The following is a 17,487-nucleotide window of genomic DNA, read 5'->3' on the forward strand; positions in this document are numbered from 1 at the left end:
CTGATGCTTAAGGTCCTCACTATCGCCGGATCAGACTCCGGGGGTGGTGCCGGTATCCAGGCAGACCTTAAAGTCTTTGCCACCCTTGAAGCCTACGGGATGAGCGTGGTCACCGCTGTCACTGCCCAGAATACCCGGGGAGTATGGGGCTACGAGGCGGTAGCGGCCCCTTTGGTGGAGAGGCAGCTGGAAGCGGTCCTTGAAGATATTGGAGCTCAGGCAGCCAAAACAGGGATGTTGGCCGAAAGCAATATCATAAAGGCCGTCGTAAAAGGGCTGAGGAGGCACTCTGTGCCTATTGTGGTGGTAGATCCGGTTCTGGTGGCCAAGGGTGGAGCCAGACTGCTGGCGGCCGAGGCAGAAGAGACTCTTAAGAGCGAGCTCTTCCCCCTGGCTACGGTGATCACCCCCAACATCCCCGAGGCCGAGGCCCTTTTGGGGGCCAAGATAGAAACTCTCCCCCAGATGGCTGAGGCCGCCCGGAGACTGAAAGATTTCGGCCCCCAGGCGGTAATCATAAAAGGCGGACATCTTAGCGGCCCGCCGACAGACATTATCTTCGATGGTCAGAGAATAGATGAAATCCCCGGGGAGCGGGTCACAGGGGCGGTCGGCCATGGAACGGGATGCACCTTCTCAGCTGCCCTCACCGTATATCTGGCCAAGGGGCTTCCCCTCCTTGAGGCGGCCAAAAAAGCCAAGGAGTTTGTCACCCTGGCCCTTAAGGCCGCTCCTCGTGTTGGCCACGGTATCTCCCCTACGGACCCCCTTATCTGGAGCCGCCGGGAGAGGGAGCGCTTTTATGTCCTGGAGGCCCTGCTCTCAGCCGCTGAAATCCTCTGCCGGCATCCCTCGCGCCCCCTGGTTCCGGAGGTACAGATAAACTTGGGCTATGCCCTGCCACTGGCCCAAAACCCAGAGGAGGTAGCCGCCTTTCCGGGAAGAATCGTCGGTTTTAAGGAAGGAGTCCGGGTGGTGGCCCCACCAGAGTTTGGAGCCTCCAGACACGTGGCCAACATTATCCTTACCACCATGAGATACTCCCCGGAACATCGGGCGGCCATGAATATCCGCTATGATGAAACCTATATCTCCCGGGCCCGAAAGATGGGGCTCAAGGTCGTTGAGTTTTCCCGGGCCGATGAGCCCCCGGCAATCAAGAAAAGGGAGGGATCAACCCTCTCCTGGGGGGTGGCCTGGGCCATAGAACACCTTCAGGACATTCCAGATATCATTTTTGACCGTGGTGATGTGGGCAAAGAGCCAATGATCCGACTTCTGGGACGCCGTCCCGAGGAGCTGGTTTCCCTGGCCCTCTCTCTGGCTGGTCTCAATTCAGCCTGAGGTTTCTTCTGGTAGTAGCCACCATTTCCTCAAGGTCACCTACCGCTGCCTTAAGCTCAGAGGAGATCTTCTGAAGCCCGGAAACTACTTCTTTGTTTTTAAGGGCCGCTTGGTGGATGTCTCCCAGATCCTCACGGGCCAGTCTGGCCACTTCTTGGCTGACCTCTTCCACATTACGAATGGCCTCTTTTATGAGGCTGATCTCCTCGGCCACCTTTTGAAAGAAAGTCTCAATCTCGGCCACCAAGCCCTGACCGGCTTCGGCCTCTCTAACGCTCCTGTCCATGAGCTCCACTCCAGAGGCCACCTCTTTCTGAAGGCTGGAGAGAATGTTTTCAATCTCTTCGGTGGCCTTATGAGTTCTCAGGGAGAGATCTTTTACTTCGCCGGCCACCACGGCAAAGCCCTTGCCGGCCTCCCCGGCCCGGGCGGCCTCAATGGTGGCGTTTAGGGCCAGAAGGTTGGTCTGCTCGGCTATTTCCCTGATAGTCTGGATAATAGAGCCAATCTGACCGGAGAGTTGATGGAGGTGGTCCATGTTTCCGTGGATATCCACTATAGCCTGACTCAGGTTGGCCACGCCCTTTCCCACCCGCTGGACAACCTCTCGACCCGAGACAATAACCTCGGTGGCCCTCTGGACAGCCTTTTCCGCCGCTGAGGCCTCCGTAGCTACCTGTTCTATCCTCTTTGAGGCCTCCTGGGCCTTCTGGGCCTTGTCTTCCTGGATCTCAGCAATTTGGGCCATTCCCTCGGCCTCCTTCACCACCGTCTCTGTGCTACGAGCCACAGCCGTAGCCTTCTCTGCCACCCCCAGCAGATGTTTCCCCAGATTCTCCACCAGCTCATTGAGATACGCAGCCATGCGGGCCATCTCGTCCCGGCCGCGGATCTGAAAACGATGACCAAGATTGCCCCGGGAGATCTCTTTCACCCCCTGATAAAAGGTGGCCAGAGGTCTTTCAATGGCCCCACGGAAGACCAGCCACGATAGAAGCATCAAAAGAACAAGCAGGCCTACAGTAAGCTCCAGGCCTTGTCTTCTTAAGGCCGTAGCCGCCTCGAGAACCCGGCCGCTGTAGGCCACCAAAAAGTAGGAGTTCACCTCCCCTGCCCGCCAATCAGAATGACAACGAAGACAGTAGGTTGTCGTCTCTACTGGAATAATACGAGCCAGATCTTCAGAGACCATAAAGACTTCACCTGAGGGAGCAAAAGCCTTCAGGAGATCCTGATAGTTTTGGCCAACCTTTTTCCGGTTTGAGGAGTAGAGTACAGTCCCCCCAGCATCTATCAAAGAAAGTTCCTTTATGCCCCTCTGACCGGCCACTGTTTGCAGAAGATGTTCGAAGGTCTTCATGTTGCCCTTACGCAGGGAGTCCACGGCGCTGGTAACGCTTATCTGGGCAATATTGTCTATCATCTCGAAAAGTTGTCCTCTATAAAGCCGGATCAGGCGATCAAAACCCCAGAGATAAACGGCTACGAAACAAAGGGAGTTAACAAGGATCAGAACAATCATTTTGTGTTTTAGACCAAGGCCCAGCTTCATGGAACACCTCACTAAGTCTTGGTTTCGACGATAATTTTGGCCGGATCAGGGTAGATCCCTCCCTCCCGATCCCAAGGCCACCTCTGATGGGCACAGCCTACACAGGGGGTGTTGGCATTAACACACCAGGAAGTTCCCTTATTCCAGCGTCTCAAGGGGCAGTCGGCATAGGTAACCGGCCCTCGACAACCCAGACGGAAGAGGCAGAACTTTTTCTGATTGTAATCGGTGGCGTAAGTGTCCTGAACAAAGTATTGATAACGCTGGCAGTTATGGTGGATGATGTCTTCATAGTACATAAGAGGGCGATTGTCTTTATCCAGAGGGGGAAGCTTTCCGTAGGCCACAAAATAGGCTACCGTGCCGGCAAATCTAACGGAGTTCATAGGGCAGCCCGGGATCCGAACCACCGGCTTACCGAGCCCCTCTTTCTTCACAAAATCAAAGACAGACACGGCCCCAGTCTCAGGGTTAGCTCCCGGAATGCCTCCATAAGAGGCGCAGGTACCACAAGCAATTATTGCTGCTGCGGCCTCGATGACCTCCTTGAGGATGTCAGTCAGGGGACGTTCGGCTACGGTACAAGCCTCAGGCATTCCGCTGGGGATGGCCCCCTCAAAGCAGAGCACAAAGCCGCCCTGAGAACGCATCTCGTCTATTATCTTCAAGACCAACTCTCCCTGAGCCACGGAAAGGACCGGGTGAAACTTAAGATCCACCAGGCTGGTCAGGATAGGGACTAAAGACGGCGAATCTCCATAGACCAGAGAGACACTGTCTCCAGAGCAGGCCTGTCCCGTAAGCCAGATAACGGGAACCTCCTTGCGAGCGATCCGGATAAAGGCCTCTGCGAAATCGGGCCCCAAGGCCGCACTTCCGCAGAAGGTAAGGGCCAGGTGTCCACAGAATTTAAGGAATTCCCGTCGATTAAATAACTTATCCTTCATATAGTAAACCTCCTAGTGGATGCTACAGGCCAAACAGGGATCAAAGCTTCGTATCACCCGCCCCACCTCAATGAGCCCTTCTTTATAGGCTACCGGCGTACCAACGATGGCTTTCTCCGCCGGCCCAAGAAGGCCCCTTTCATCTCGGGGAGAAAAATTCCAGGTAGAGGGAACAACGCACTGGTATTTCACTATTCGCCCCTCTTTGGTGGCCACATAGTGAAGAAGCTCACCCCGGGCGGCATTTGACAGACCCAGCCCCTCACCAGTTATCGGAGCCTCGGGGTTAATCATTCGGATGGTTGGTCCTTGGAGATCCAGACTCTCAAGGGCCCGAGGGAGAAACTCAAGGAGCATCTCCGCCTCTACGGCCCGGGCCAGATGCCGCCCCATGGTGGAGAAGGCCGCCTCTGGGCCATGTCCTAACTCCTTGAGGCGGGCCACCAGCCTCTTTCTTCCCTCTGAGGTCAGATAAACCCGAGAAAGAGGCCCGGTTTCCATCGGATAGCCGTCATACCTGGGAGCTTTAATCCAGGAGTAAGCCCCTTCCTTGTGAGGATGAGGGCGGGTCTCTCCCTGACTAAAGGCCCTTGGCCCCCCATCATAATAAGAAGCGGCGACGTGCTCGCTGATCTTTTCTACCTCAAGGGGATACGTTTTCCCCTCCACCATCACCCCCGGCTCGAATAAGGGGCGTCCCAGAGAGCTAAAACCTCCATAGGAGATAAGATTACGATAGCCCCGACCAATGCGAAAATATGCCGGATACCTCCGGGCCAGGGCCATAACGTCTGGCACATAGACGGCCAGGGCAAAACGATGAAGCCTGTCAACAAGGTCAGCCACCCTGGCCAGACGATCAGGGGTCAGTTCAACAGAGAGCCCCCCGGGGAAAACGGTATGGGCAAAAGGTGCCTTGCCTCCTAAAATGGCCAGGGCCTGAGCCCCGGTGCTGACCACCTCTAGGGCCTCAAGATAATGGGCCACCAAAGGAAGGGCCTGAGAAGGGTCACGAAGATAGTCTCCGGGGACTCTGCGGGTGTAAAGATATGGGCCTTTAAGCCTCACCCATTCTCTTACCGCCTTTAGCTGGGGATCTGTCCCCCTGTAGGCCAAAATGGCCCCAAAATCTACATAGTCTGGAACAGCCAGGTGATAGAAGTGGAGCATATGGTCGCTGGCCATGTGAATGGCCAGCAGGATGTCTTGAAGAAGGGCCCCGTTGGGCGGAGGCTTTATTCCGTAAAGGTTTGCCAGGGCCCGCGCGGAGGCAATGCCATGGACTTCGTGGCAGACGCCACAGATCCGCTGGGTGATCCTTAAGGCATCAAAAGGCCTTCGTCCCGAAAGAATATTCTCGAAGCCTCGATACATCTCTCCTTGAACCCAGGCATTAATCACCCGACCATCCCTTACCTCAGTCTTTACTGCCAAGTGCCCTTCGATCCGGGTAAGTGGTGAAAGCCTCTTTATAGCCATCAGAAACCCCTCATCATTTATGTGACAAAACTTGATGAAAGATATCGGTTTCTCCCCAAAAATTTTAAAGACCCCAAATTCCCACTTAAGATCTTCATTGGCCTGCCCGATTTTTGGGAAATAAAAAGTGTAAAAATTCACATAACCAGGAGGACAAAAATGACTCAAAGGCTCAACTGTTGGGAGTTTAAAAGGTGTGGACGTCAGGGAACATGTCCGGCCTCTACAGAAAAAAGAGCCGACGGAATAAACGGCGGGAAAAACGGTGGCCGAGCCTGTTGGGCCATTGCCGGAACCTTCTGCGGCGGAAAGATTCAGGGGGTCTATTCCCAGAAGTTGGCTTCTTGTTTAAAGTGCGATTTCTACAAATTGGTCTTAAGAGAAGAGGGAAAGGCTTTTATCGGTGGCCGGGAGATCGTAAAAAGACTGGAGAGCTAATTCTAAGGGAGAATGTCCCCCGGGGCTGTTCACCTTTCTACATGACGGTTTGAAGCTTGAGAAGAAATGGTGCCGTCCCATTAAAGATTGTCCCCAATTTAGGCCCAGCTTTCGGTTTTATCTAAGGCCAGGTTCTGATGAAATTTACACAAAAGGGTGGACAGTCCCCTTAAACTCAGCGGCCCGCTGTATAGCGGGTCCGCTGAAGCGATTTGTTAGAAAATATCTGTAATAAATCCTTTTTACTTACAGCTAATGAATAATTTAAAATTGTTTTTAGATCTATCTTTTGGGAAGCATCTAAAATTTCTATCCCTACAATTTTACCTTCTTCCGTAGTGTCGAGATTTACGCCTTCCACTATTTCTATTACACCATCCGGCTTTTTATTACTTAATTTAATGTAAAGAGCATCTACATCCTTATCGTAATAAATTTTCATTGCTTTCTCCTTTTCTTTAAGGGATAGTTGGTGATTACTACCATTGTATCATTTTCTACACTGACCACAATTTTTACGGGAAACTTTTGGTCTGGCACTTCTTGGATGATTTCGTGTTTTCCTGAAGGCAAATTTTTCTTTTTCAGGATATTTTCAATCGCTGATAGGGAAAGCTTGTATAACCTTGCTCTCCTTTTTGCATGACGAGAAAATTTTATTTTCATTATTATGTTCTAACGCCTAAGCTCAGAGGCCTGCTACTAAGCGGATCCACTGAAGTGATTTGTTAGAGAATTATAGAAGCTTGAAAAATTCTTCTACAGTCAATTCAGCCTGCTTCAATATATGAGCTAGTGTTGATCTTTTAATAGGTTTATGCGCGGGAACTATCAATTTTAATTTCTTATCTTTAGTGTATTTATGTAATCGAATATGACCTCCTTTCTGCCTTACCACAACCCATCCATCTCTCTGAAGAGCTTTTATGACTTTATCATAATTTAAACTAGGTACTTTGCTCATAAAGTCAATTCGATTATTTCCATTTTCTTTTGTTCAAAAGGTATCAAATCATCTTCAACCGGTTCAAGATATAATTCTATGGCTTCTTTAATATTTTTAAGAGCTTCTTCTTTAGTATCTCCCTCACTGATACACCCTGGTAAACTGGGAACATATACAGTATATCCACCTTCCTCACTCGCTTCTAAAATAATTTTAAGTTTCATTTCTACATCACCTCGAATTAATTATTGTTTTTTCTAACGTCCAAGGGTCACTTGCCGCTATGGAGCGCAGCGGAATAGCGGTCAAGTGGACCCTATTGTTAGGGGAAAACATCATTTTGTAATTCCGCTGTCAAACTATGTCAAAAGAGTATTAATTTATTATATATATTATTCCCTACTTGACATTGTGATATTACTGCTTACATGGATTTATATAATTTATACCTGCATATGACGGATTGAGATCAAATTTTCTCAAATACTCAATTCTTAGGGGTAAACATTTTAACATATATGCATCTATTGTAAGGTCTCCTTTCATAAGTCGGTATAGTTTCCTTAACAAATAATTCCAAATTTCGCACAATAATAAACTAACAATGGCCAAACATAGTCCTAAGATAAACGATTTTTTATAAATAACTATATATAAAGTGATAAAGTAAAAAATGATACAGAAAATTAAACAAATAGCAGTAATATAAGGCGGGAATGCCCACGAATAGGTGTGTAACTTACCTGTTATTGATTGAAACAATATCTTTATAGCTTCTTTCTTCTTAGGTTCACATCCTACTCTATTATAGACTTTTTTTATGTCCTCTTGAATACGATTAAAGGTCTCCCTATCGGGACTTACATCCCGTAAAGCTCTTGGTAAGATTTCATTAATTTTTAATGGATTGAGTTCCGTATCTCTTAGACGTCCAATTATCGATTCCCATCCGAATATATATTGATATAGTTCATTTTCTGCTTGAGGTAATCTCTCATTGGAAAGAACTTTACAATATCCAGCTAAACGATTATGGGAATGGAATTTATAAAAGAATATAATTGATACAAAGGAAATTATTAATACTAATGCAAGAGATATCATCCCTATTCCTTCCAATCCAAATTGTATACCGTGGCCAGAAGTTTGACTTAATCTCAACAAACCAAAAACAGATCCAGCCAAGCCAGCAAAAATGTAACTTAGATACTTCGTAATACAATCCTTAAGATTTAAGAGTTCCTCTCTTAATAATTTTAGCTCTTCCATTTTTACTCCCCTAACGCCCAAACTCAGCGGCCCGCAGTTAAGCGGGTCCGCTGAAGAGATTTGTTAGAACTTTACCATAACATTTTTATAGATATTGCAATTATAAAAAAGCATAACATCCATAAAATTACCGGTCCCGTAGCACCTTTGAACTTTAATCCCCAAATTTCTATTTCTATTTTGCCATAGCTATATTCTAAAACTGACACAAGTAGATAAGCAGCAACTCCAGCTAAAGGAAGACCTATTGTAGCAGCAAAATGTTCTTTAACTATATCTTTTACCCATCCTTCTTTCTGCCATGTCCAATAGATTATAAAACTAACGTAAGAGATACCTACAACTCCAGCTCCCAATACAGTTACAAGAAGAATAAGTTTTTTTCAATAGTGGAGAATAGCATAATTCTTTTATATATCTAAATAAATCATTTCCTTTTTGCAAATGATTCATGTTCTAACGCCAATTTCTGTAGCGGCGGTAGCCATCCGCAGGAAAGGATTGTTATCTTTTATAAAATTCTTTTATTATCTCTTGTGCCCGTTTTTTCAAATAATCCCAGTCTCTTTGATCGACAACCGAAGACCTTAGGGGAATCAATTTTTGTTTAAGTTCATGCCATAACAATTTCCCAGATTCAAATTGATCAAGAATTTCTTTTTCCACAGACCAAAGAGCTAGTGCTATCTTTCTATTTACAAATTTGTCTAACAATGTTTCAATCTGATGCTTCCCTCCACCTGTACTTTGAAATGACATTCTTCCTCTGCGAAAAACATACCATTCGCCAGTTTTTCTTGACTCTAAGACTAAAGCAGTTAAATGATAAAAAGTAGTTGGTGAAGTTTCAATGATTAAATGTCCGACAGGTTCTTCTATTTCTGACAAGATATCATCAAGTTCTAACCAAACATCAAAGGTTCGGAATTTACCAATCTTGTTTTCCTTTTCAGGATGCTCTATTTTGATATCTGTTTTATTATCAGAAGATTCTTTGTTGTTTAATAAGAAGTCAATTTTATTACCCAACCAACTTGCTAATACACTCAGTGCAAATTCTGTTGGCCCCATTTTATACTCCTAACGTCGAAACTCAGCGGCCGGCGATTCCGCCGGTCCGCTGAAGCGAATTGTTAGATTAAATTTTCTTTTTCTTCACCAATAATTTCAAATAATTGTTTCACAATCTTAGGATGCAATATCTTTCCGCTATGGAAGGGCAAAACAAAACGTTTGTTTTCTTTCATGTAAATCCTATGACTTCCTTTACTCCTAATCAATTTAAAACCTGCTTGTAATAATAACTTTTCGGCTTCAACAGCAGTTAACCTTGGTAATTTAGGCAATCCTTACCTCTAAAGAAGTGGTTAAAATTTCCTTATTTAATAAAATTCTTCTTTCTTCTTCGTCTAATGTCTCTAAATAGAGTTCCACAGCTTCTTTAATATTTTTTAGAACTTCATCTAAAGTATCTCCCTGTGTATGACAGCCTTTTAATTCGGGACAATAAGCGTAGTATCCAAATTCATCTTTTTCTATTATTACTGTAACTTTCATATTCTACCTCGAATTTATTTTTTCTAACGACAAAGCTCACCTGCCGCTATGGAGCGCCAGCGGAAAAGCGGTCAGGTGGAGCGTTTTGTTAGCATTTATTCTTTGACTTCTAACCAATCTTCCGGCACAAGTTTATTACCTCTGCGCCACCTTTCGACGACGCAACTTTGGAACCAGTACTCAGCTATGTCAGCGTGATCTGTTATGATCATCTGGAAGTTAGGACTCAGCTCTTGAATCACCCTTAATGCTAGCCGATACATTCGCGCGACCGCCTCACGGTCTTCATTTTCAATTCCATCCATACTTCCATTGACGTCTTTATCAGCTGGGAAGTACACTTGTGACGGCTGATCAACGAAAAGGAAGCGCGGTACGGGTCGCCCCTGGTTTACAAACCATTTGTGCAAGGCAAAGTGGGCGATCAAGTGATAACCAACCCAGTTCTCTCCGCTACCCATTCGTTCCATAGGAATTGGCCCATCTTTTGTGTCTGCCACCACCGTAAGACGCTTCATATCAAGCCGAAGTGGATACTCTGAATGCTCTAATTGAAGTTCCTGAGCCCAGGCACTCATATCGCGGCTCATGATGGATATAATAGACGCTAGCCTCTCCTGAACTACCTCGTCGCTAACTTCCGCCTCAAGAGCAGAAATCTTATGATTTAGCTCTTCGATTTCTTGGTTAAGATCGCTTCTATCCTCAAGGTGGGGTAAACTTTCTAAGTACAATCCAATCCTGCCTAGAATGTGAGCTCGCCTCGCAGCACGATCACGGATCTCCTGCAGGCGCCTATTTGATGCCTGGACAGCTTCCAAAGCCTCCCTGTTCTCGCGAAGCCGCCTCTTGACATCGTTCATACGTTCCTGAAGTGTTCGGATTACTTGGTCCATCTGCGGAGAACGTTCCTCCACAGACCGAACCTGTTTTTCTATTTGTTTTAACGAGCGCTCCAAATCCACTACAGAGGGAATAGCATCCTCAGGCAACTTTGCCTGACACACTGGGCACACAGGCGTAACGGTACTTCCATCAGTATCAAAAAGTTGTATACTTTTAAGCCTGTGCACATGGGCACCAGCCTCACGCGAATAACCTTGGCGATCAGAAGCTAGTGCCTTTGCAGCGGCTAGCTGCTCCTTGATTTGACGAAGCTCCTCGGTGAGGGCATTCCGCTCTTCATGGAGTCGTTCAAATGCATCTCCCTCTCTTGCAAGCTCTTCTTCCGGTTCGACTGGCGATGCTTGGACTTGCCGTAGCGCCTCAACACACTGCTCCCAAGTGTCAGGGACGACATTAACATCAAAGAGGCCAATATCTTGCGCCTCTTTGAGGAGTGCCTGGGCACGACTGATGCCTCGCCCACGAATTCCTTCATATTCGGCCAGTTTTCGTTCCAAGCCTCGGAGATCACGTCGAAGTTGTCGTAACTCCGCTACCCTCGCGACGTGATATTCATCAACTGCGCCCAAGAAATATGGTAATACGTCTTTGATTGCCTGTGGAATAAATTGCTCGCTTTGCTTGTGAAATAGATGCCTATTACTTATTACCTCGCTCTGTTGCTGAAACGAGAAGAACAAAGCGTGGCGAATGGTCGCGGTTAGAGCAGTACGAGTTTGCTCAGGACCTGGTTCATGAATGTTCTCCCCGATGCCAGCATGTTGGGAGAGAAGAGATTCGAGAGCTTTTGGATTGATAGTCTGCCTCAATGATGAAGATTCAGGAATCTCAACCTCGGTCTTAATATCGTAGTAGATATCGGCAGAGGCCTTTGCGCCTGGTCCAGGTAACCTCCGAGCAACAAATACCTGGCCATCCGTGACCTGCAAGCGAAGGCCAACCCATTCAACAGATTTCCGGATAATACCTTCTGGTATCTTGCACTCACTGCTCCCAAGGCAGTAATCGATGATTTCTATAAGAGCTGTCTTCCCGGTCTTCGATGCACCGGTAATAATGTTTAGTTCTCCAGGACGGAGCGACAGTAATCTTCGACGGCCATTGAATCCATATAGCACGACGTCGAGTATTTGGAAACTCATGGTCGGATCCCCCAAAGTGCCATTACTGTTTGTACCGAGCCAGCAGAAGCAAACCACTTTCCAACGAAGCGGCCCCGTTTTATACAGTCCCTTGCCTCATCGCCCAACCTTCGGAGGAAGCGATCTACATCCACGTTATTCTTGGTCGTTTGTAATCTACCCCCTGTACCAAAGGACAACCAGTCATGAAGAAGAGCAAACAGAATGGCCTCTCGCGTATAGGGCTTGAGTGAGATCGTCCGTTCTGCGAACAGAACGCGAGCTGACATATTCTCCTGAAGCCACGCAGCCATGGATGTCCGTATGGTTCGCGGGAGTGACTCACGAGTTTCTTTGTGTAGGACAATTGGCAAAATGATGAAGGACAAAGGGTACGGCATGCCTGCTTTATCAATGTCCGTGTACCCCACTACGGCAGAAGTCAGTGTAACACAGCAGAATGCTGGATTCAGTAAGTTAGCTTCTTCTACCGGCCGTTGGGCCCACGGTTTCATTTTTCTGCCTCCTGTGGTTCCAGCAGCTTCTTGAGGCGTTTAAGGAACTCGGGATGCCATCCGACCCGCAATTTGTCGGCAAGGATCTGATAAGTACCCCGAGCTATACATGGTTCAGTAACACCAGCCCGAATAGACCGATGGCTACCTGTTTCTACCCATTTGTACAGCGCTTGTGCGGCCTTCTTTTTTGCTTCCTCAGCCGCGTCATTCCCAAGGTCATCCTTCATGGCTTCAAACAAGAGTTCCCATTCTTCCACCAAGCGATCCTCGTAGCGATCTAGTTCTCCCACAAAAAGCAGATCTTCTCTAACCCATCTGGATCGCTGCTCAAAGGCCCTAAAGTAGTTCCGAATCGCATAAAATATGCGTCGGTTGCCAATTTCAATTAGCCGCAATTGATGGACGAATGTTCTGTCTTGATATCCGGATGCATCCACTGTTGCATTCATGATGTCATCGTCGACTGGCAGGTTGTCTTGCTTAAATTGCTCGCGCAACCGCCCTTCTTCAGCCAAAAGTTCTTCGCTTAGAATTGGCTCTGATGCATCACTCGACAGATGCTCGATCACTCTGCGAAACCACCATCCCTCAATCCTCCTCACAAAAGAGTCTAAGAACTTTGGCTTTACTGCATGAAACAATTCCTCCTTAAGGAGCCCGTCAAGGTCAGAAATGGCGGGAGCGTTATCAAGCACGATGACGGCTTCAAGAAAATTGCGTTTCTTTTCCGCACTAAGGTTACGAAATAGCTTGTAGGCGTGAGTGTTGGTCTTGTTTGTGGATGATTCGGCCGTCGCGTTGAGACGCTCAATAGCTCTTACGACGTCCCTTGATTTTCCAGCTCTTAAATAGTAAGCTGCAGAAGCTTCAGGGGCGCTGGATGTGGTGATAAGAAAAAAAGTTGAATCATCTGGAATAGTATCATTTATTAGACCACTTATCCAAATGCGAAATGTCTTCCATATATCAGGTGAAGCATCATTTAAATCAGCAGCTCTATTAATATGATGTTTAGTCTGAAGAATTTCAGCTGCCTCTCCGTTACTATCAAAAACTACATCATCCAATGTTTCTATTGATACACTGAAAGTTACATTTTTTCTCAGACGGCGGAGAGCTTCGAGTAACGCCAATCTACATTGATAAAGATAGCCAATTAATGATGCTGACGCACCAAAATTGTTCTTCACGAAAAATACTCCTTACCTTGGAGTGCTTTGTGTAATGCTAACGCCCAAACTCAGCGGCGGACAGTATTGCCCGTCCGCTGGAGAGATTTGTTATGTTTTTTGCCTTATTAAATAAAAGCGATTAATTTATTCCAAAAATTCTCAAATTCCTCTGTACTTGCTATAGGAATTCCATTTTCTTCCAAAATGTCAACTGATTTTTCTCCAAATATTCTTATCCAATTTTCTGGTGTAGTATCAGTTTTAGATTTTTTGTAAACTATACCTATACTTTTATAGCCAAAATTTTTATTAGTAGCTACAATGTGTAACAATGAAGCAACGTGTAAGTCTGATCGTGGAATGCTAAAACCTAATGAAATAATCTTCTCAGCCTGCATTAATTCATTTGCAACTAGTTTAAAAATTTTTTTACAATAATTATTTTTTATATAACCATCCTTGTTAATAATAGGAGGCACTATTAAAGGCACAGGATTTATAAAATGCCAACTCAATACATCTGGAATATCACGCTGCATTGTTTGTGGATTAAAACCAATATCAAATCTAGGATGTAGAGCTACCCAGTGTATATTAATTAATTTAGCCGTCTCTGGCTTTATTGGATAAAAATGAATTGAACCATGTGGTTTTAATACTAGCGGTGTACTAGGCATATTTTCTTTTATTTTATTGAAATCTCGAGCATCTTGAATGAAAATACGCCCATTTTTGAAATGGATATGTTCGGGCATTACAAATTGTAATCCATGACTAAATTCAGGAAAATAACGAAAAACTGGTCTTTCTCCCCTTTGATTAGCTGTTAAATCACAATCTAAAAATGCTTCTAATAATCCATCATAATTAAAACTAATAAATGTAACACAATCATTGTCACATAAATCCCCAAGTTTTTTTGAATAAAACGAATAATATTTTCATTATTAACTGCGTAAAAAAAATTTCTATTTTTCTTTAATTTCCTGTCTATTGACAATCTATCTGCAAATAATCTAGGAATAAAAAATATCAAACAATTTAAGATATCATCAATATTTTCTTTTGCGATACTGTTTGAAACTATGTTAAATTCTTTAAGCATGGACTGTATGGCTAACATTGATAATAATTCTTCAAAGTTATATTTTGCCTCTTTTGTAGATAGATTCATATTGTTCTAATATATCAATAGTTTGTAAAATTACATCTTTAGAAAAAGGCGTATATTCCTCATTAAGTTTCGAAACAGATTTTTTTAAAAATTCTAACATTAGGTCTGTAAATTCTTGCAAAGTAGGTAAATATTCCAATCCAATAGGAGCTTTATCTCCTCTAGTTAAAGCCGTAGAAAATCCTGCTCCGATAAAAATAACTATTTTCTTTTTTCTGTTATTTTTATTGTTCATTTCTTATCATAACGTCTGAAGTCACCTGCCGCTATGGAGCAAGGCCGAAGGCCGCAGCGGAATAGCGGTCAGGTGCACTGATTTGTTATGTTTTAATTTTTTACTCCAGTATTACAGAAAGGATGCGTTATTTGAGCATTTTCTATTGTAGCCTTGCCACCATCTTGCTTCCTCTGAATATGATCTATCGATATCGCATTTCTATGAATAAGACCACCACAAATTTTGCATTTAGGAGCATTATCAATTGCTTCCTTAATATAGACTAAACTCTTTTTGTAATTATCGAAGTCCTTTTTATCTGTCTGTTTCTGTCTAGGCGTTTCTAGCATTAAATAAGAAAAATCTGTTTGGATTAACATATGTATCGTCTTTTCAACTGAACCTTCTTTGATTAGATAAGACATAGCTTGAAATAGAAAGTTTGATATATAAGGATAACTTCTAATAGCACTTCTATATTTCCTATTTATCTGTTGGATCAAATAATCATAGTCCCATAATATCTTTTCTATTCCAGTACGGACTTGAATAAAATCTTTTAACTTTTTTCTTTCTTTAAGATCTATAACAAATTTTATAACCCCATAGAATAACGCGGGTTTATGTCTCCCATCCTTTGAATAAAAATAAATGATAGGATGGAGGCCTAATGAAGAAGGATGATTACTATTTATAAGTCTTGCAACCTTTAATGTGTTTTTTAAAAATTTTATAGTTTCATCTCCGGTTATATCGTCTTTCAAATTTGTTGATTGAGTGATCTTATTAGAAATATTTACAAAATCTAATATTAGAGGTAGAGTCTGAGCAGAATATCGTTTACCACCAATGGGTACATCCAATGTTTTTATAGGTGTTATTAGTTTCGGCTCAAATAGTATTTCATTTATTTCGGTTGCTATTCTTTGTATTTCTAATTGCTTATCTTCATCGAATTTTGACCAGTATTTGTGTCCTTTTCCACTTCTTATTATTGCTCTTGCGGCAATACTATTGGGCTTCCTGCGGGTTTTGAGCAGGGTCAATTCTGTTTGATTTATAGGGGCTGCTTGTTGATTAATCTTGAAAAATGAGTTTTCTGCCTTACTGGCATCACCTTCAACCCACTGAAGTTGTATGGCAAGAGCTGCAAGATTTTTTGCATTTTTTACAATATCGGGTCTAACTTTGTCAGGATGTGTTAAAGCAAGTTCAAAGTCACTATAAGAACCTACTATAGAATTCACCAATTTCCTTGTTTTTTCTGCGATTTTTATTTGTTCATCTGGAATAATACCATCGTAAAACATTTTTGAAATTTTACCATCTCCATAATCATCATTGACCCATGCTGCTAGTGAACTTAAGCGGTGAGAACCATCTATTACAAACAAATAACCACTAGAACTACGCCACAAAATTATTGCTGGTATCAAATCACCCTCTACAAAACTTTTAATAAAGTCCGCAACTTTTTTTCATCCCATTCGTTGGTCTCTCGTTGAAAGTCTGGTTTTCTTAGATTAATAAAGAAAAAAGAATTATACTTTATATCTTCAATAGAAATTGTTTCTTTCTTTTTCCCTGGATTGGGATTCTCTTTAATTTCAAAATCTTCTCTTGGTATCAATGCATCTAAATTTACTTTACCCATAATTTACTTCTTCAACATAACGCTCAAACTCAGCGGCCCGCTGTATAGCGGGTCCGCTGAAGTAAGTTGTTAGAAGATTTTTTTAGTGGTAATTATTCTATAGATTGTTTCAGGTATAACAATCCTCTCTTTTCAACTATTCGGCCATCCAATTTAAAGTACTCAATGTATTCTTTAAAGTTTTGATAAGATACATCTGGCACCTTTTTATGATATTCTTCATACAATTTATCTATTATTATTCCTTCAGGGTTATCTTTTAAGATATACAAAATTGTCATTCTGTTTTTCATCATTTTAGATTCCATTTCATCAAGGAAGCTAGTGAAAAATTTAATAAATTCTGTGTCAAGGGCTTCAATAAAATATTTGTCTTTATAATAAAAAATTAAATTATCATTCAATAGAGAAAGTAAAACATATTTTAACTCTATATCTTGAATTTTTTCTTTTGGAATGTTTAGTAACGATTGATGTGAAAAAGCAAGGTATTCCGTTTTAATATCATCAAAAGTTATTCCAGAAGAACGTTTTTTAATAATGTCATACACAACAACTCTTTGCCACTTTAAAACCTTTTCTTCTTTTCTGTCTTTCCAATATGTATGCAGATAAAAAATTAATAATAACATACTAACAAATGCCGAAAAAGCGGTAGCAATAGAAGTAACAGTTTCTCTTGACAAATTTAGTATCTTGGCCATTTTTCTAACATATCTTTTAATTAGATGGCGTTCTCTTAATAAGAGACAGTTAATCTTGCTATATTAAAGGCCACTAGCCAGCAAATCAAAATGCAATAGATCGTAAATTTAATGGTTTGTCATTAATAATGTTTGAATAATTCCTGAAATTTTGCTTTTATTTCAATTTTTCGACAATATTTTTGATAAAAATTATGTCTCATATTTAGATGAAATGCTGATGGATGCTATAAATACTCAAAAATTTTGTTGGCATAACAGGCATGAAAAAATCAAAATTTGATATGGAAGAGTTTGCGCAGTTTTTAAGAAAAGTAGGGGAGCGGGGAAAGACCATCCCCTTCATGGTACGGTGGGTTACACAGCTGTTACAGGAAAACAATCTATCCCCCGGGAAGACTGTCTCTTACCAGAAAAGAAAAGACTTCCTCATAAGATTAGCGCAAAAACTTGAGCCCTGGCAAGTAGAACAGGCTGACCGAGCCATAA

Annotated in this window: 23 protein-coding genes; 2 read left to right on the forward strand and 21 right to left on the reverse strand. The window is 43.2% G+C overall.

What is annotated here, in order from left to right:
* Positions 1-3: 3 nt before the first annotated feature.
* Positions 4-1,344, forward strand: a complete 1,341-nt coding sequence (thiD, locus tag G4V39_RS04460; RefSeq protein ID WP_166031790.1) for a bifunctional hydroxymethylpyrimidine kinase/phosphomethylpyrimidine kinase — start codon at positions 4-6, stop codon at positions 1,342-1,344.
* Here thiD and G4V39_RS04465 read toward each other — a convergent pair.
* From G4V39_RS04465 to G4V39_RS04475, 3 genes are read right to left on the reverse strand one after another with little or no spacing between them, the layout of a single operon-like run.
* A complete protein-coding gene (locus G4V39_RS04465) occupies positions 1,331-2,866 on the reverse strand; it encodes a methyl-accepting chemotaxis protein (protein ID WP_210412179.1) in 1,536 nt (511 codons plus the stop codon). The two genes, thiD and G4V39_RS04465, sit on opposite strands and share 14 nt — an antisense overlap.
* Positions 2,867-2,907: 41 nt before the next feature.
* Positions 2,908-3,843 carry a hydrogenase small subunit gene (locus G4V39_RS04470; RefSeq protein ID WP_166031792.1) on the reverse strand — a complete coding sequence of 312 codons (936 nt, stop codon included), beginning with the start codon at positions 3,841-3,843 and terminating at the stop codon, positions 2,908-2,910.
* Between the two features lie 12 nt (positions 3,844-3,855).
* Complete coding sequence (locus G4V39_RS04475) at positions 3,856-5,322, reverse strand: nickel-dependent hydrogenase large subunit (protein WP_166031793.1); 1,467 nt, start codon at positions 5,320-5,322, stop codon at positions 3,856-3,858.
* Positions 5,323-5,481: 159 nt separating this feature from the next.
* Here G4V39_RS04475 and G4V39_RS04480 point away from each other — a divergent pair, with 159 nt between their 5' ends.
* Positions 5,482-5,760 carry a two-CW domain-containing protein gene (locus tag G4V39_RS04480; RefSeq protein ID WP_166031794.1) on the forward strand — a complete coding sequence of 93 codons (279 nt, stop codon included), beginning with the start codon at positions 5,482-5,484 and terminating at the stop codon, positions 5,758-5,760.
* A 175-nt stretch (positions 5,761-5,935) separates the two neighbouring features.
* Here the strand turns inward: G4V39_RS04480 and G4V39_RS04485 are convergent, their stop codons facing one another.
* From G4V39_RS04485 to G4V39_RS04560, 18 genes are all read right to left on the reverse strand, one after another.
* Positions 5,936-6,202 (reverse strand): DUF2283 domain-containing protein, encoded by a 267-nt coding sequence (locus G4V39_RS04485; protein WP_166031795.1) that lies wholly within the window; start codon positions 6,200-6,202, stop codon positions 5,936-5,938.
* Positions 6,199-6,426 (reverse strand): DUF4258 domain-containing protein, encoded by a 228-nt coding sequence (locus G4V39_RS04490; protein ID WP_166031796.1) that lies wholly within the window; start codon positions 6,424-6,426, stop codon positions 6,199-6,201. Before G4V39_RS04490 ends, G4V39_RS04485 begins: the two co-directional genes overlap by 4 nt.
* Before the next feature lie 70 nt (positions 6,427-6,496).
* Positions 6,497-6,724 carry a type II toxin-antitoxin system HicA family toxin gene (locus G4V39_RS04495; protein ID WP_166031797.1) on the reverse strand — a complete coding sequence of 76 codons (228 nt, stop codon included), beginning with the start codon at positions 6,722-6,724 and terminating at the stop codon, positions 6,497-6,499.
* Positions 6,721-6,930: a type II toxin-antitoxin system HicB family antitoxin gene (locus tag G4V39_RS04500; protein WP_166031798.1), complete on the reverse strand. Its 210-nt coding sequence runs from the start codon at positions 6,928-6,930 to the stop codon at positions 6,721-6,723. The genes G4V39_RS04495 and G4V39_RS04500 overlap by 4 nt, the downstream gene beginning before the upstream one ends.
* A 193-nt stretch (positions 6,931-7,123) precedes the next feature.
* Complete coding sequence (locus G4V39_RS04505) at positions 7,124-7,975, reverse strand: hypothetical protein (RefSeq protein WP_166031799.1); 852 nt, start codon at positions 7,973-7,975, stop codon at positions 7,124-7,126.
* Positions 7,976-8,046: 71 nt separating this feature from the next.
* The gene (locus G4V39_RS04510; RefSeq protein ID WP_166031800.1) at positions 8,047-8,331 is read right to left on the reverse strand and encodes a hypothetical protein; all 285 of its coding nucleotides are present in this window, start codon (positions 8,329-8,331) and stop codon (positions 8,047-8,049) included.
* Between the two features lie 148 nt (positions 8,332-8,479).
* Entirely contained in the window at positions 8,480-9,046 is a 567-nt protein-coding gene (locus G4V39_RS04515) for a hypothetical protein (RefSeq protein WP_166031801.1), read from the reverse strand.
* Positions 9,047-9,108: 62 nt separating this feature from the next.
* Complete coding sequence (locus tag G4V39_RS04520; protein WP_068671574.1) at positions 9,109-9,321, reverse strand: type II toxin-antitoxin system HicA family toxin; 213 nt, start codon at positions 9,319-9,321, stop codon at positions 9,109-9,111.
* Positions 9,314-9,532, reverse strand: a complete 219-nt coding sequence (locus tag G4V39_RS04525; protein ID WP_166031802.1) for a type II toxin-antitoxin system HicB family antitoxin — start codon at positions 9,530-9,532, stop codon at positions 9,314-9,316. Before G4V39_RS04525 ends, G4V39_RS04520 begins: the two co-directional genes overlap by 8 nt.
* Positions 9,533-9,627: 95 nt before the next feature.
* On the reverse strand, positions 9,628-11,580 hold the full coding sequence (locus G4V39_RS04530; RefSeq protein ID WP_166031803.1) for a DUF3732 domain-containing protein: 1,953 nt from the start codon (positions 11,578-11,580) through the stop codon (positions 9,628-9,630).
* Positions 11,577-12,074 (reverse strand): three component ABC system middle component, encoded by a 498-nt coding sequence (locus tag G4V39_RS11430; protein ID WP_220126058.1) that lies wholly within the window; start codon positions 12,072-12,074, stop codon positions 11,577-11,579. Before G4V39_RS11430 ends, G4V39_RS04530 begins: the two co-directional genes overlap by 4 nt.
* On the reverse strand, positions 12,071-13,267 hold the full coding sequence (locus G4V39_RS04535; RefSeq protein ID WP_166031804.1) for an ABC-three component system protein: 1,197 nt from the start codon (positions 13,265-13,267) through the stop codon (positions 12,071-12,073). The genes G4V39_RS11430 and G4V39_RS04535 overlap by 4 nt, the downstream gene beginning before the upstream one ends.
* Positions 13,268-13,374: 107 nt before the next feature.
* A complete protein-coding gene (locus tag G4V39_RS04540; RefSeq protein WP_166031805.1) occupies positions 13,375-14,004 on the reverse strand; it encodes a hypothetical protein in 630 nt (209 codons plus the stop codon).
* Positions 14,005-14,099: 95 nt separating this feature from the next.
* A complete protein-coding gene (locus G4V39_RS04545; protein WP_210412180.1) occupies positions 14,100-14,423 on the reverse strand; it encodes a hypothetical protein in 324 nt (107 codons plus the stop codon).
* Positions 14,392-14,658 (reverse strand): hypothetical protein, encoded by a 267-nt coding sequence (locus G4V39_RS04550; RefSeq protein ID WP_166031807.1) that lies wholly within the window; start codon positions 14,656-14,658, stop codon positions 14,392-14,394. The genes G4V39_RS04545 and G4V39_RS04550 overlap by 32 nt, the downstream gene beginning before the upstream one ends.
* A gap of 92 nt (positions 14,659-14,750) precedes the next feature.
* Positions 14,751-16,076, reverse strand: coding sequence for an HNH endonuclease signature motif containing protein (locus tag G4V39_RS04555; RefSeq protein ID WP_210412181.1), 1,326 nt, complete (start codon positions 16,074-16,076; stop codon positions 14,751-14,753).
* Positions 16,077-16,084: 8 nt separating this feature from the next.
* Positions 16,085-16,294, reverse strand: coding sequence for a hypothetical protein (locus G4V39_RS11225; protein WP_210412182.1), 210 nt, complete (start codon positions 16,292-16,294; stop codon positions 16,085-16,087).
* Positions 16,295-16,386: 92 nt separating this feature from the next.
* Complete coding sequence (locus G4V39_RS04560; protein ID WP_166031808.1) at positions 16,387-16,998, reverse strand: hypothetical protein; 612 nt, start codon at positions 16,996-16,998, stop codon at positions 16,387-16,389.
* Between the last annotated feature and the right edge of the window lie 489 nt (positions 16,999-17,487).

The sequence above is a fragment of the Thermosulfuriphilus ammonigenes genome (assembly GCF_011207455.1).
Classification (GTDB): Bacteria; Desulfobacterota; Thermodesulfobacteria; order Thermodesulfobacteriales; family ST65; genus Thermosulfuriphilus; species Thermosulfuriphilus ammonigenes.

What these genes read in the sequence shown, in the direction of transcription:
- G4V39_RS04540 (WP_166031805.1), bottom strand. Translation starts at nt 14,004, where the DNA reads ATGCCCGAACATATCCATTTCAAAAATGGGCGTATTTTCATTCAAGAT.
- G4V39_RS04530 (WP_166031803.1), bottom strand. Translation starts at nt 11,580, where the DNA reads ATGAGTTTCCAAATACTCGACGTCGTGCTATATGGATTCAATGGCCGT.
- G4V39_RS04475 (WP_166031793.1), bottom strand. Translation starts at nt 5,322, where the DNA reads ATGGCTATAAAGAGGCTTTCACCACTTACCCGGATCGAAGGGCACTTG.
- G4V39_RS04495 (WP_166031797.1), bottom strand. Translation starts at nt 6,724, where the DNA reads ATGAGCAAAGTACCTAGTTTAAATTATGATAAAGTCATAAAAGCTCTT.
- G4V39_RS04485 (WP_166031795.1), bottom strand. Translation starts at nt 6,202, where the DNA reads ATGAAAATTTATTACGATAAGGATGTAGATGCTCTTTACATTAAATTA.
- G4V39_RS04525 (WP_166031802.1), bottom strand. Translation starts at nt 9,532, where the DNA reads ATGAAAGTTACAGTAATAATAGAAAAAGATGAATTTGGATACTACGCT.
- G4V39_RS04505 (WP_166031799.1), bottom strand. Translation starts at nt 7,975, where the DNA reads ATGGAAGAGCTAAAATTATTAAGAGAGGAACTCTTAAATCTTAAGGAT.
- G4V39_RS11430 (WP_220126058.1), bottom strand. Translation starts at nt 12,074, where the DNA reads ATGAAACCGTGGGCCCAACGGCCGGTAGAAGAAGCTAACTTACTGAAT.
- G4V39_RS04515 (WP_166031801.1), bottom strand. Translation starts at nt 9,046, where the DNA reads ATGGGGCCAACAGAATTTGCACTGAGTGTATTAGCAAGTTGGTTGGGT.
- G4V39_RS04545 (WP_210412180.1), bottom strand. Translation starts at nt 14,423, where the DNA reads ATGAATCTATCTACAAAAGAGGCAAAATATAACTTTGAAGAATTATTA.
- G4V39_RS04500 (WP_166031798.1), bottom strand. Translation starts at nt 6,930, where the DNA reads ATGAAACTTAAAATTATTTTAGAAGCGAGTGAGGAAGGTGGATATACT.
- G4V39_RS04550 (WP_166031807.1), bottom strand. Translation starts at nt 14,658, where the DNA reads ATGAACAATAAAAATAACAGAAAAAAGAAAATAGTTATTTTTATCGGA.
- G4V39_RS04465 (WP_210412179.1), bottom strand. Translation starts at nt 2,866, where the DNA reads ATGATTGTTCTGATCCTTGTTAACTCCCTTTGTTTCGTAGCCGTTTAT.
- thiD (WP_166031790.1), top strand. Translation starts at nt 4, where the DNA reads ATGCTTAAGGTCCTCACTATCGCCGGATCAGACTCCGGGGGTGGTGCC.
- G4V39_RS11225 (WP_210412182.1), bottom strand. Translation starts at nt 16,294, where the DNA reads ATGGGTAAAGTAAATTTAGATGCATTGATACCAAGAGAAGATTTTGAA.
- G4V39_RS04490 (WP_166031796.1), bottom strand. Translation starts at nt 6,426, where the DNA reads ATGAAAATAAAATTTTCTCGTCATGCAAAAAGGAGAGCAAGGTTATAC.
- G4V39_RS04480 (WP_166031794.1), top strand. Translation starts at nt 5,482, where the DNA reads ATGACTCAAAGGCTCAACTGTTGGGAGTTTAAAAGGTGTGGACGTCAG.
- G4V39_RS04560 (WP_166031808.1), bottom strand. Translation starts at nt 16,998, where the DNA reads ATGGCCAAGATACTAAATTTGTCAAGAGAAACTGTTACTTCTATTGCT.
- G4V39_RS04470 (WP_166031792.1), bottom strand. Translation starts at nt 3,843, where the DNA reads ATGAAGGATAAGTTATTTAATCGACGGGAATTCCTTAAATTCTGTGGA.